Origin of the sequence: Flavobacterium sp. H122, assembly GCF_004959765.1 — a bacterium.
In the GTDB taxonomy this organism is placed as follows: domain Bacteria; phylum Bacteroidota; class Bacteroidia; order Flavobacteriales; family Flavobacteriaceae; genus Flavobacterium.
Genome location: NZ_SJZD01000001.1, coordinates 363,985 through 376,824, shown reverse-complemented (window position 1 = coordinate 376,824; position 12,840 = coordinate 363,985). Strand labels below are relative to the sequence as shown.

The window sequence follows — 12,840 nt, the reverse complement described above, 5'->3', positions numbered from 1 at the left end:
ACGAACGGAGTTTTTTTAAATAAACCAACCTAACCAAATTTATTATAATTAGCCTACCAAACTAATTTAAATTCTATTAATGAATAACAATTTTCGTGCCAAATATGGTTTTTTGGGTTTCGTTTCTATTAAATAATACAAAAAGTACCTTTTTTTGATGTTTATGATACTAAATTAGGATGCAGTTAGCTTAGTATCTCGCTTTTTTAATATTCACTGTCTCAGTTTGTCCAGAATTTAGAATTTTGATTTCAGATTTTGGGATACATTAAAAGGTATCATATTTTCATTTTTACAAACCATTAGTTTTTGTTTTAAAGCATTTTTTCATACTCCTTTATCCTTCTTTTTAGTATATCCCTTTCTCTAAACGGATTGTATAAACTAGGATTGTCAAGCATTATTACCAATGTTATTTTTTCTTTTAGAGTAAGATTTTTGATGCTTTTTTTAAAGAAAAAAATTGAAGCATCTTTTATGCCTTTATTCCCGTATAGATAATCACAATTTAAAAACAAATAAGTCAAACATTCATCAGCAGTGAAGTCTTCTTCCAATTTTAAAGCATATAGTATATTTTTAAAATTCGCTTCTATTTGACTGTCATATCGATATAATCTAGAATTAACAGCATCATGAAAGGGCGACATGCCCACTTTGTAATTATACCCACTTAATAAGCTTTTTTTGTAGCTGATAATTGTATGTGTTTTATTGTAAATTTCTACAAAATCTTTTAAATCCTCTTTTTTGGAGTTTTTAATAGATTTTTTTAATAAAATGAAATTTTCATCTTGATAAAGATTGTTGAAATCACTCAGCAGATATAGATACAAGCCAACTGAAAATATCCCAAAGATCAATAGTGAACAAATTATTTTAAACGCTCTGTTTTTCATTTAGTTCATCTTAATTTGCAATCAAGGATTTTGTATTTTAATAATTGATATTCTTATCTTTTGTTAAGCAACGACTCAATTACCATTTCTTTTTTTGTTTGATTCTCGGGTATTTTTATAGAAATGGTAGTAATCCGGTTTTTCTCATTGAGATAAGTAATTTCAATTTCATTTCTTTTATCTCCATTTATTTTTTGGATGGTATTTTTTAGAATTCTTTTTTTGAATAAGTAATCTTTTTTTCTAACAAAATTTAAAATATCGATTAAAAATAGTAATCCTAATAGTGACGAAATTATTCCTGTTGATACTTTATCAGTCTTGAATCCATCGATGGAGGAATAAAATAATATAAATGTAAAGATTATTTTGATAAAGGATTTTCCATATTCTTTGTATATAAAATTATCTGAAACTTTATCAGTAGTATTATCTAAACTAAAAGCAATAAGTTCATTGTTTATATGGCAATATCCAATATTCGTTTTATAGGTGTGAAAATTCATGGTTTATTTTTTTAGTAAAATGTAGTCGGCACTAGTTAATCTTTATTTCTCTATAACATTTTTTATTCCACAGCATTCATAACATTACAGTTATATAAATTGGGTAGCAAAGTTTACTTTTTGGATTTTAAAAATTTTATATGCACGAGCGAGACGCTCGCGTCAGCTAAGGGAAAATAATTTATTACAGGTTAGTAAATCAATTTTTTTTGTTTTTAAGCACAGTTCTTTGTTATGCTGCGTTTTTCAACACAAGCCAAATTAAAATTATTTCCAAACCACTAATAAACAGATAAAATTTGGACAGACTTATAAAATCGTTTCTAAATTCAATTATTCGTGCGAATGGATGAGTTATATTCATTCGATTTGCGATACTGTTTGTCAACTTGATTTGCAGTTTCATCAAAAAAAACAACATAACAAAAAAGAATTCTATGTTAACAATCATAGGAATAGCTTCAGCAAGCGAATGTGATTCATCTTTCCAGAATATATTATTTAGAAAAATAGAAATTACCATTTGTCCAAAATACAAAATCATCGTCATCACACGACTGATTTGTGAGCTTTTTAGCAAATTATAAAAAATGTAATTCTTGAAAACAAGATAAATAATAGTTAGAATGATTCTCATTAGTTGTCGGGTTCTATAACAAAATGTCGCATAACGTTCCTGCTCTTGGCGAGGTTGCGAGCTTCGGAACCGATTATTTTCTGTTAAAGATAAAATTTCTTGCGAAATGTAAACATGAATTTACTACTAAATTCGCAATCTTGTTAAACGCCTGTTAGCAGCTGGCATTTTACTTATATATAGAATCAACTATGTGACTTAAGAATCTTTTAGCCTCTGGAACTACATCACTATTGCTAAAGTCTTTTTTTAAAATTTCTTCAAGCCATTTTGATTTATTCCCTCCGATACTCTTATCAAAACTTTCTAATTCGCCTACTGTTAAAGGGAAAATTCCAATCGAATTCAAGTATTCTAAAACCTCTAAACAAGCTGAATGAGCTTGACCTGAAGGAATAAAATTTACACCACTCTTTTTTGCAAAAGACCAAGCAGTAGATACTTTCAAAACTTCTCTGATTTTTTCAACTTGTTTTTGATTTAGGTTAGGTGTTGAAACCGAATCAAAAGCTTCCAAAATTGCACTTTTTGCCTCTTCTTTATCAAGTTGAGATTTGATTTGATTTACTGCATTATAAACAATATTCCACTTAGTTTGAATAATACTCCAATCACCATTATGCGATTCAACAAGTTCTTTTAATGGGGAAATATTGTTTAAAATATCAAAATCGCAAATAGTAAAAGTTGGAACAGATATTTTCTTTAATGCCTTTACAATATTAGGGATTTTGGCTTTTCCGTGAGCGGGAATAAATAAAGTGTCCGAGATTCTATAATATCTTGGATCGCTTTGAAATTGTGCTTCTAGTAATGCGTTAAAAAATCTACAATCTCCATCACTTTCACAAACAATTACATTCTCGTGAAATAAACCATCAAGAATAGGTGAGTACCTTAAAACTGGATCTTTCCAGATAGTTTCAATATCAACATTGCTTAAAAGTGAACCAGTATTAAATTCTTCTTCTCTTTGAATTCGAATTAGATTTACTTTTTCATTTTTACTTTCTAAAATACCTTTGATTAAATCTGAACTATGAGTTGAAATGAAAATTTGCCTTTCTGTAAATAAAGTTCCAATCAGTTTTCCAATTAGCCTAGCTTGAGGAGGATGAAGAAATGCTTCTGGTTCATCAATTAGTAAGGAATGATGGTTTTTTGAAATCATTTCCAATAAGATAGAGACAAAGCTTCTCATTCCGTCACCCTGGTCTCTTAGCATGGGAAGTACTCTTATTCTTTCATTGTAAGATTTTGATAGATGATTTTCCCCTTCAACTAAAGTAGGTCTTGTTCCAACTTTGAGGTGTATTAATTTTCCAGCGAAACGGTCAACAACCAAATCAAGATTAAATGCTTTTTTGAAATATTCACTTATAGATAACTCTATGTTTTCATCTAAATACATTAAGTGAATTGGATGATTTGGTTTGTCTTTATAAAAGTCTTTGCTTTCTACATTGTTGGAAAAATTGAGTCGATTTTCTGTCATTAACAGTTTGATAAAAATATTACCAAAATCTTTTCCTTGATTTTTTTCCCAAATTTTGCCAGCAAAATCCAAATCACGGAGGTAACCACCAATGTTAATTTGATTTTCGCCATTAATGTGAGTGTTATAATCATCAGTTTGCAAAAATGAAATAAATTCTTCTCCACTTCCAGTTGTTTTTAAATCAACATGTTCAATAACTTTGTGAGTTACACTATATCCATTTGGATGAGTTAGATTATAAAGATTTTTTAATCCTACTGATTTACCAACATTATTTCCGCCAACAAAGATAGTTATCGAACTATCGTCTAATTTTATTGCATTTCCTTTGTTGAATTTAATACTTTCAATTATTAATTTAGGAATCATATGGATAAATAATATTTGGTTTGATTTTTCTTTTTAATAAACAACGTGATCAATGCTTGCTGCTAACTCTTAAATTTACACAACTCAAAAAAAACAATTACAATCATTTTTGAGGATCTGTAAATAAAAGCATAGCCTCTAAAATACAAAAAATCCCCAGCCTAAGCTGAGGATCCTATATTGCTTTCCAACATTGTTATCAACAAAATTAGTGTAGTTTTTCAGCTAAATACTTAGCCGTAATCGATTTTTTGTTCTTGACGATTTCCTCAGGAGTGCCAAAAGCCAGTAACTGTCCGCCGTTTTCTCCGCCTTCAGGGCCTAAATCAATGATATAATCGGCACATTTGATTAAATCTAGATTATGCTCAATCACAATAATGGAATGACCTTTTTCAATGAGGGCTTCAAATGATTTTAATAGTTTTTTAATATCATGAAAATGCAAACCAGTGGTAGGTTCGTCAAATATGAATAAGGCTTTGTCCTTGGTAGCGCCTTTGACTAAAAACGATGCCAGCTTAATACGCTGGGCTTCACCACCGGAAAGTGTGGAAGAGGATTGTCCTAGCTGTACATAGCCTAATCCAACATCCTGTAGAGGTTGCAGTTTTTGGACTATTTTAGCTTGGTTTTTTTCTTTGAAAAATGTCAACGACTCATCGATGGTCATGGTTAATATATCGTCGATATTTTTGCCTTCAAACTGTACTTCCAGAATTTCTTTTTTGAATCGTTTTCCGTTACAGGTTTCACATGGTAAGGATACATCGGCCATGAATACCATTTCCACATTAATGCTTCCTTCTCCTTTACAGGTTTCGCATCGTCCGCCATCCACGTTGAATGAAAAGTGTTTGGGTTGGTACCCACGGTTTTTGGATAGTTTTTCTTTGGCAAACAAATCCCTTATATCATCATACGCTTTGATATAAGTGACGGGATTGGAACGTGAGCTTCTTCCAATTGGGTTTTGGTCCACATATTCAATATGTTTTATATGCGAATAGCTTCCTTCTAATTCGGTAAACTGACCCGCTTTTTCACCTACACCTTCCAGTTTTTTTTGTAAAGCGGGATGCAATATTTTTTTAACCAAGGTGCTTTTTCCTGATCCCGAAACTCCTGTAATCACAGTAAGTACATCCAACGGGAAGGTTACATCTATATTTTGTAAATTGTTTTCTCTGGCGCCAATTACATCAATGTGATTCTTGAATTTTCTTCTTTTTTTAGGCGTTTCGATTTCTAATTTGCCATTCAGGTATTGTGAAGTTAAGGAATCCGACTGTAAGATTTCTTCAAAGGTTCCTTGCGCTACCAATTCACCACCGTATGTTCCGGCTTCAGGGCCTATGTCAATAATCATATCGGCTGCTTTCATGATGTCTTCATCATGCTCCACAACAATAACGGTATTGCCCAAATCACGTAAGGATTCCAAAACTTTAATTAATCTTTCGGTATCTTTTGGGTGTAAACCAATACTTGGTTCGTCTAAAATATACATCGAACCAACCAGACTGCTTCCCAATGAGGTGGCCAAATTGATTCGCTGTGATTCCCCGCCGGATAATGTAGCCGAATTACGATTCAGGGTCAGATAGTCTAAACCAACATCCTGTAAAAAAGCCAATCGGTTATTGATTTCAATTAAAAGACGTTTGGCAATCTTGGAATCATATTCTGATAATTCCAGTGATTTGAAAAACGGAATCAGCTTTTTAATTGATAAATCAACCAATTCAGATAATGTTTTATCGCCAACTTTTACATAGTTGGCTTCAGGACGTAATCGTTTTCCTTTGCAGACAGGACATTTTGTTTTTCCCCGATAACGTGAAAGCATGACCCTGTTTTGAATTTTATAATTTTTTTCTTCTAATTCTTTGAAGAAGTCGTTAAGCCCTTCAAAATATTGATTTCCATTCCATACCAACTGCTTTTGTGCTTCGGTGAGTTGGAAAAAGGGTTTGTGGATAGGAAAATCAAATTTGTGTGAGTTGTTTACCAGTTGGTCTCTATACCATCCCATGCTTTCTCCTTTCCAGGGAGCAATACAGTTTTCATAAATGGATAAAGCGGTATTGGGAATAACCAAGTCTTCATCGATACCTATGATATTTCCATACCCTTCACATTGCGGACACGCACCATAAGGGTTGTTAAAACTGAAAAGATGAATGTTAGGTTCTAAAAATGTAATGTTGTCCAATTCAAAATTGGAACTGAATGTCATTCGGTTTTCAGTACTTAACTCCTGCAGATAGCAAATTCCTTTTCCTTCGTAGAAAGCGGTTTGTACAGCATCAGCCAATCGGTTGTAAAAATCTTCTTCGTGTTTTACGACTAATCGGTCTATAATCAATAAAATATCTTTATTGTCAAGCGAATGTTGGTCCAGTTCATCTAAACGAACCATTTCGTTATCCACCAGGATTCTTATAAAACCCTGCTGTAACAAGACTTTTAGTTTGTTTTCCAGTTGGCGTCCTTCTTCCAAATGTATTGGGGATAGTAAAAGCCATTTGCTGTCTTCTTCAAATTTCTGAACTTCGTTAATAACGTCAGAAACGGTATGCTTTTTTACTTCTTGTCCGGAAACCGGTGAATATGTTTTTCCTATTCGTGCGAAAAGTAATTTTAGATAATCATAGATTTCGGTTGACGTACCCACAGTCGAGCGGGCGTTTGTAGTGTTTACTTTTTGTTCTATAGCAACTGCCGGAGCAATTCCTTTAATGTAATCTACTTTAGGTTTGTCTAACCGACCTAAAAACTGACGGGCGTAACTCGATAAACTTTCAACATAACGGCGTTGTCCTTCGGCATATAAGGTGTCAAAGGCCAAACTTGATTTACCGGAGCCTGATAAACCTGTAATAACAACAAGTTTATTACGGGGTATGGCAACATCCAGATTCTTTAAATTATGAATCTGAGCGCCTTTTATTATGATGTTCTTTTTAGGTTCAAGCGTTGATATGTCAGTGATCATCTGTAAAAAGTCAATTTTTACAAAGATAATGATTTTAGAAATTTTTAGATTACTCTATTTCGGTTCTTCGGTATTAAATTTTATTTTTTTTAGCTGCGGATAGATTAGAGTTTTATGAATAATTCTAATAAAATAAGCTGATGATTTTAGAAAATTTATCGGGAATACCCATAAAATCAATAAGCTGGATAATTAATTTGTGTATTCGTGGCAGTTTTTAAAAATAAACCATTTGTTTTTTATATAAAAAGAAGAAATTTCTGTAAAAAATTAACGTTACTTTTCTATATTTGAGAAAACTGTTATTTCAAAGCAAGAAAAATGTCAAAATATATTTTATCCTTAGATCAGGGAACTACAAGCAGCCGTTCGATACTTTTTGATTATCAGGGGAATGTGGTTGCTGTTGCCCAAAAAGAGTTCAGTCAGATTTTTCCAACACCGGGATGGGTTGAACATGATCCTGAGGAAATTTGGGAATCACAAAAAGAAACCATGTTGGAGGTAATTCGTAAATCGGCCATAGCCGTAACAGATATAGCCGCTATAGGAATTACAAATCAAAGAGAAACTACCGTGGTTTGGGACAAACAAACCGGTAAGCCTGTTTACAATGCAATTGTATGGCAGGACAGAAGGACTGCAGGTTTTTGTGATGAATTGAAATCACGTGGATTGAACAAAATTATCCAACAAAAAACAGGACTTGTTGTTGATGCCTATTTCAGTGGAACGAAAGCGAAATGGATTTTAGATACTATTGCCGGAGCAAGGGAAAAAGCGAAAAATGGAGAATTGTTGTTTGGAACGGTAGATACGTGGTTATTGTGGAAATTAACAAATGGTCAGGTACACGCAACCGATGTAAGTAATGCAAGCCGTACCATGTTATGTAATATTCAAACCTGCGAATGGGATGAAGAGTTACTGGATATACTTACAATTCCTAAAGCCATGCTGCCTGAAATATGCAGCAGCAGTGAAGTGTATGGCTATACTACCATTTTAGATAATCATACAGTAATCCCAATTGCCGGGATTGCGGGCGATCAGCAAGCGGCATTGTTCGGGCAGATGTGTATTCAGCCCGGTATGGTTAAGAATACCTATGGAACCGGTTGTTTTATGCTTATGAATACGGGAGAAAAAATGATACCTTCCCAAAACAATTTGCTGACTACTGTAGCCTGGAAAATTGATGGTGTTACACACTATGCTTTAGAGGGAAGTGTGTTTGTGGCTGGCGCGGTGGTGCAGTGGTTACGCGATGGTTTGGGTATTATTAAATCTTCTGAGGAAATTGAAGAATTGGCTGCAAAAGTGGAAACTACTGAAGGAGTTTATGTTGTGCCAGCTTTTGCTGGATTGGGTGCTCCTTATTGGAATCAGCATGCGCGCGGAAGTATAACAGGATTGACGCGCGGAACCAATGCATCACATATTGCCCGTGCTTCTCTGGAAAGTATTGCATATCAAACCCGTGATGTGTTGTTGGCAATGCAGGCAGACAGCGATATTTATATCAAAGAATTGCGTGTGGATGGCGGTGCTACGGTAAATAATCTTTTAATGCAGTTTCAGGCAGATGTTTTGGATACTAAAGTAATTAGGCCTATAGTAACTGAAACCACGGCTTTAGGAGCGGCTTATCTGGCTGGCCTTGCAGTTGGATTTTGGGAAAATATTGAGGAACTGCAAAAACAATGGCAGGTGGAAAGGATTTTTCAATCAACTATTGATGTTGAAAAAAGAAATGCTTTAAATGAAGACTGGAAGAAAGCCATTAATGCTTCCGTAGCTTTTATATAATGAACAGAGAAAGTCAAATAAGCAAACTGCAGTCACAAACCGATTATGATATAATTATAATAGGGGGCGGCGCTACGGGATTGGGATGTGCGGTTGATGCTTCCACCCGTGGTTATAAAACTTTGTTGCTGGAAAAATATGATTTTGCCAAAGGAACTTCGAGCAGGGCCACTAAATTAGTTCATGGGGGAGTAAGATATTTGGCGCAGGGAAACATCAGACTCGTTCGGGAAGCGTTGTTTGAGCGTGGCCGAATGCTGCGGAATGCACCTCATGTTTGTAAAAAGATGGCGTTTGTAATGCCTTCGTATCATTGGTATGACAAGCTTTTTTATGGTACAGGATTGTGGATTTATGAATTTCTGTCCAGTAAATTAAGTCTGGGTGAAACCAAATTTCTGTCAAAAAAGAAAACATTGGAGTATTTGCCTGATATTAACCCAAAAGGGCTTTCAGGTGGTGTGTTGTATTATGACGGTCAGTTTGATGACAGCCGTTTGGCTGTGAATTTGGCGCAAACAGCTGTTGAAAACGGCGCTGCGGTAATTAATTATTGCGGTGTAATTGATTTTGTTAAAGAGAATGGGAAAATTATCGGGGTTGTGGCTAAAGATGAATTTTCCGGAGAAGAATTTGTTTTGAAGGCCAAATCAATAATTAATGCCACCGGGGTTTTTGCCGATGAATTGCTTCACAAAGCTGAAAATACGGATTCAAATACTATTGCGCCTTCGCAGGGGATACATTTGGTGGTTGATAAGCATTTTTTTAAAGGAGGTACAGCTTTAATGATGCCAAAAACTGAAGACGGACGCGTTTTTTTTGTAATTCCCTGGCATGATAAGCTTATTTTAGGTACTACGGACACTCCTGTAAAAGATGTCGCTTTTGAACCAAAACCTTTGGACGAGGAAATAAATTTTGTCTTGCATCATTTTAATAAATATGCAGATTCTATTATCACTAGAGAAGATGTGAAAAGTGTTTTTGTTGGTCTTCGCCCATTGGTTAAAGTTGAAAATCAAAAATCTACCGCAGTAATGCCCCGTGATCATGCGGTTAAAGTATTGTCTTCGGGTTTAATTCATATCATAGGAGGGAAGTGGACTACATATAGGAATATGGCACAGCATGCTATTGATGTGGCAATCGAAAATGCTGATTTGGCTTTTGTAAAATGTAAAACTAAAAGGCTTAAAATTCATGGGTGGACTAAGAATGAAATTCAGTCACATTTGTCTGTTTATGGAGCTGACGCAGAATTTATTCAAAAGATGATAGATGATAATCCGCATTTAGCCGAAAAAATTCATCCGGATTATCCTTACACAAAAGCCGAGGTTGTATGGTTTATCACCAATGAAATGGCACAAACTGTTGAAGATATTTTGGCACGCCGGATTAGATTGTTATTTTTGGACACCAAAGCGGCTATCGAATGTGCTCCATTAGTAGCTGAATTATTAACGAAAGAGAAAAATGAATCCCTTCAATGGGAACAGGAACAGCTTAAGCAGTTTACCAGTCTGGCACAGCAGTATTTAGTTAGGTGAAAATATGAAATAACAAAAAACAAATAGCAAAATACAAATAATCGAACAATCGAATTATCAAATAAACGAATAAACGAATAAACAATGATGAGTCCTTATTTAGCCGAATTTGTCGGTACAATGATTTTAATTTTATTAGGAAATGGCGTAGTTGCAAATGTTGTCCTGAATAAGACAAAAGGAAATAACAGCGGGTGGATCGTAATCACATTTGGCTGGTCTATAGCTGTTTTTGCTGGAGTGTATATTGCCGCAGGTTCCAGTGGGGCGCATTTGAATCCGGTGATTACATTGGTTTTGGCGTTTTTAGGCAGATTGCCATGGGATTTAGTGCCGGGTTATATTGCAACACAATTTCTTGGAGCAATGGCAGGAGCCTTTTTGGTTTTCTTAGGTTATAAAAAACATTATGATGAAACGGAAGATGCCGGATTGATAAAAGCGACATTTTGTAATGAACCTGCTATACGAAGTACTTTTCATAATTTGATTACTGAAATTATAGGCACTTTTGCTCTGGTGGTTGGAGTATTGTTTATGACCAAATCAGATGTGTCTCTGGGAACTTTAGATGCTTTGCCGGTTGCATTATTGGTTTTTGGTATCGGGCTTTCGTTAGGCGGGCCTACAGGATACGCAATTAATCCTGCCCGTGATTTAGGACCAAGAATAATGCATGCTGTTTTACCCATTAAAAACAAAGGAGGAAATGATTGGGGGTATAGCTGGATTCCGGTTGTAGGGCCACTGATTGGAGGTGGATTGGGAGTTTTGTTGTTTACTATGATTTAATTTGAAGGTCTGTAGTACTATCAGAAAATACTTTATTTTTAAAATTTTAAAACCGCGTTATAACTAATAAACGCGGTTTTTATTTTGTGAAAAATGTTAAAAAAGTAATTTTTTGTTGTTTTTGTTCAAAAAATAATCTTAAATTTGGTTTCTAAACACAAAAAAACGTACGCTTATAGAACAACAATACTTTTAAGAGAAATTTCTCATTTTACGATTAAACCCAAAATCTAAAAAGTATTGTTATGGCTACGACTCAACTTCCTGACGCTTTGCTGGTAAAAAACTATGTTGATGGTGATGAAAACGCATTGGCTGTTTTGATTGACCGGCATCAGACTAAAATATACGGTTTTATTTATTCTAAAGTTTTAGACAGAGATGTTGCGGACGATATTTTTCAGGATGTCTTTATTAAAGTCATTAAAACTTTAAAAGGAAAGCATTATAATGAAGAAGGTAAATTTCTTCCCTGGGTGATGCGGATTGCGCATAACCTTATAATCGATACTTTCAGAAAAGATAAAAAAATGCCTTTGACCCGGGATACTGATGAGTATTCTATTTTTTCCTATATGACAGATAATGCCCCAAATGTGGAAAGTCAGATGATTTCGGCACAGGTGGAAAGTGATTTGCTGAAGCTTGTCAGTGAATTGCCGGATGATCAGCGTCAGGTACTCGAAATGCGTATTTATGACGATTTGAGTTTTAAGGAAATTGCTGATATGACAGGGGTAAGTATCAATACGGCATTAGGACGTATGCGTTATGCATTACTGAATTTGAGAAGAATTATTGAAAAAAATCAAATTATTTTGACCAATTAAACAATATGTGTATTGGTTGTGCGTTATAGTTTTATATTCATTAAAATAAACTATGGCAAAACTTTACACTAAGAAAACAATTGCAACCCAGGAAATGTTACCAAAAAAAGAAACGGTAAACTTTATTCTAAACTACTCGAGAGCGTTGACAGTAGTAAAAGTTGCAAATGAAGAATTTGAGTTATTATCAAACTAGAGCAACTAACAAACAACTGAAGAAGCATCCTTATTTAAGGATGCTTTTTTTATGATATTCTTTTAAAACTGTACTTCTTCCAATAGTTTTTGTGATAATGTCGTTTTCTAGATTCCAGCCTCTCGCTTGTGAATATTCACGGCCATACCAAATAATCTGCAGATGTAAATCGTTCCATAATTCTTTTGGGAACAGTCGTTTGGCATCTTTTTCTGTTTGCTGTACCGAAGAGCCGTCAGTAAAATTCCATCGGTACATTAATCTGTGGATATGGGTGTCAACAGGAAAAGCTGGCACGCCAAATGCCTGACTCATTACAACACTGGCTGTTTTATGTCCCACAGCCGGTAATTCCTCCAAAGCTTCAAAACTTTGAGGAACCTGACCATTGTGCTTTTCAATTAGAATATGTGATAAGCCATGAATACCTTTTGATTTCATGGGAGAAAGTCCGCAGGGTCTAATAATGTCCTGAATTTCTTCAACAGTCATTTTAATCATGTCGTAAGGATTGTCTGCTTTGGCAAATAAAAGAGGGGTAATTTGGTTTACTCTGGCATCTGTACATTGCGCTGATAACAATACTGCGATAAGTAATGTGTAAGGATCTTTATGGTTAAGCGGAATAGGTATTTCCGGATAAAATTTATTTAGTGTATCGATTACGAATTGAACTTTTTCGGCTTTGGTCATTTTTGGTTATTTTTGACAAAATTATAAAAACGGGGCCTTAATCCTTTAAACTATCAATTA

Annotated in this window: 11 protein-coding genes; 6 read left to right on the top strand and 5 right to left on the bottom strand. The window is 34.5% G+C overall.

Annotated features, from left to right (window positions below; genetic code table 11):
• Positions 1 to 314 precede the first annotated feature (314 nt).
• Together EZM65_RS01815 and EZM65_RS01810 are read right to left on the bottom strand one after the other, a co-directional pair.
• The gene (locus EZM65_RS01815) at positions 315 to 899 is read right to left on the bottom strand and encodes a transglycosylase domain-containing protein (protein WP_136666807.1); all 585 of its coding nucleotides are present in this window, start codon (positions 897 to 899) and stop codon (positions 315 to 317) included.
• A gap of 53 nt (positions 900 to 952) precedes the next feature.
• The gene (locus tag EZM65_RS01810; RefSeq protein ID WP_136666806.1) at positions 953 to 1,405 is read right to left on the bottom strand and encodes a hypothetical protein; all 453 of its coding nucleotides are present in this window, start codon (positions 1,403 to 1,405) and stop codon (positions 953 to 955) included.
• 437 nt (positions 1,406 to 1,842) lie between these two features.
• On the opposite strand from EZM65_RS01810, the gene EZM65_RS15425 reads away from it, so the two are divergent.
• Positions 1,843 to 1,992, top strand: coding sequence for a hypothetical protein (locus tag EZM65_RS15425; RefSeq protein WP_169051616.1), 150 nt, complete (start codon positions 1,843 to 1,845; stop codon positions 1,990 to 1,992).
• 219 nt (positions 1,993 to 2,211) lie between these two features.
• Here the strand turns inward: EZM65_RS15425 and EZM65_RS01805 are convergent, their stop codons facing one another.
• On the bottom strand, positions 2,212 to 3,909 hold the full coding sequence (locus EZM65_RS01805) for an ATP-dependent endonuclease (RefSeq protein ID WP_136666805.1): 1,698 nt from the start codon (positions 3,907 to 3,909) through the stop codon (positions 2,212 to 2,214).
• Between the two features lie 208 nt (positions 3,910 to 4,117).
• On the bottom strand, positions 4,118 to 6,907 hold the full coding sequence (uvrA, locus tag EZM65_RS01800) for an excinuclease ABC subunit UvrA (protein ID WP_136666804.1): 2,790 nt from the start codon (positions 6,905 to 6,907) through the stop codon (positions 4,118 to 4,120).
• A gap of 321 nt (positions 6,908 to 7,228) precedes the next feature.
• Here uvrA and glpK point away from each other — a divergent pair, with 321 nt between their 5' ends.
• From glpK to EZM65_RS15420, 5 genes are all read left to right on the top strand, one after another.
• Positions 7,229 to 8,716 carry a glycerol kinase GlpK gene (gene glpK, locus EZM65_RS01795; RefSeq protein ID WP_136666803.1) on the top strand — a complete coding sequence of 496 codons (1,488 nt, stop codon included), beginning with the start codon at positions 7,229 to 7,231 and terminating at the stop codon, positions 8,714 to 8,716.
• Positions 8,716 to 10,269 (top strand): glycerol-3-phosphate dehydrogenase/oxidase, encoded by a 1,554-nt coding sequence (locus tag EZM65_RS01790; protein ID WP_136666802.1) that lies wholly within the window; start codon positions 8,716 to 8,718, stop codon positions 10,267 to 10,269. Before glpK ends, EZM65_RS01790 begins: the two co-directional genes overlap by 1 nt.
• Before the next feature lie 87 nt (positions 10,270 to 10,356).
• On the top strand, positions 10,357 to 11,061 hold the full coding sequence (locus EZM65_RS01785; protein WP_136667154.1) for an MIP/aquaporin family protein: 705 nt from the start codon (positions 10,357 to 10,359) through the stop codon (positions 11,059 to 11,061).
• 245 nt (positions 11,062 to 11,306) lie between these two features.
• Positions 11,307 to 11,891: an RNA polymerase sigma factor gene (locus EZM65_RS01780; protein WP_136666801.1), complete on the top strand. Its 585-nt coding sequence runs from the start codon at positions 11,307 to 11,309 to the stop codon at positions 11,889 to 11,891.
• A gap of 52 nt (positions 11,892 to 11,943) precedes the next feature.
• Positions 11,944 to 12,087, top strand: a complete 144-nt coding sequence (locus tag EZM65_RS15420; protein ID WP_169051615.1) for a hypothetical protein — start codon at positions 11,944 to 11,946, stop codon at positions 12,085 to 12,087.
• Between the two features lie 30 nt (positions 12,088 to 12,117).
• On the opposite strand, the gene nth is transcribed toward EZM65_RS15420, so the two are convergent.
• Positions 12,118 to 12,780 carry an endonuclease III gene (gene nth, locus EZM65_RS01775; protein ID WP_136666800.1) on the bottom strand — a complete coding sequence of 221 codons (663 nt, stop codon included), beginning with the start codon at positions 12,778 to 12,780 and terminating at the stop codon, positions 12,118 to 12,120.
• Between the last annotated feature and the right edge of the window lie 60 nt (positions 12,781 to 12,840).

Bases quoted from the DNA above. Each gene is read 5' to 3' on its own strand.
- EZM65_RS01815 (WP_136666807.1), bottom strand. From the start codon at position 899: ATGAAAAACAGAGCGTTTAAAATAATTTGTTCACTATTGATCTTTGGG.
- EZM65_RS01810 (WP_136666806.1), bottom strand. From the start codon at position 1,405: ATGAATTTTCACACCTATAAAACGAATATTGGATATTGCCATATAAAC.
- EZM65_RS15425 (WP_169051616.1), top strand. From the start codon at position 1,843: ATGTTAACAATCATAGGAATAGCTTCAGCAAGCGAATGTGATTCATCT.
- EZM65_RS01805 (WP_136666805.1), bottom strand. From the start codon at position 3,909: ATGATTCCTAAATTAATAATTGAAAGTATTAAATTCAACAAAGGAAAT.
- uvrA (WP_136666804.1), bottom strand. From the start codon at position 6,907: ATGATCACTGACATATCAACGCTTGAACCTAAAAAGAACATCATAATA.
- glpK (WP_136666803.1), top strand. From the start codon at position 7,229: ATGTCAAAATATATTTTATCCTTAGATCAGGGAACTACAAGCAGCCGT.
- EZM65_RS01790 (WP_136666802.1), top strand. From the start codon at position 8,716: ATGAACAGAGAAAGTCAAATAAGCAAACTGCAGTCACAAACCGATTAT.
- EZM65_RS01785 (WP_136667154.1), top strand. From the start codon at position 10,357: ATGAGTCCTTATTTAGCCGAATTTGTCGGTACAATGATTTTAATTTTA.
- EZM65_RS01780 (WP_136666801.1), top strand. From the start codon at position 11,307: ATGGCTACGACTCAACTTCCTGACGCTTTGCTGGTAAAAAACTATGTT.
- EZM65_RS15420 (WP_169051615.1), top strand. From the start codon at position 11,944: ATGGCAAAACTTTACACTAAGAAAACAATTGCAACCCAGGAAATGTTA.
- nth (WP_136666800.1), bottom strand. From the start codon at position 12,780: ATGACCAAAGCCGAAAAAGTTCAATTCGTAATCGATACACTAAATAAA.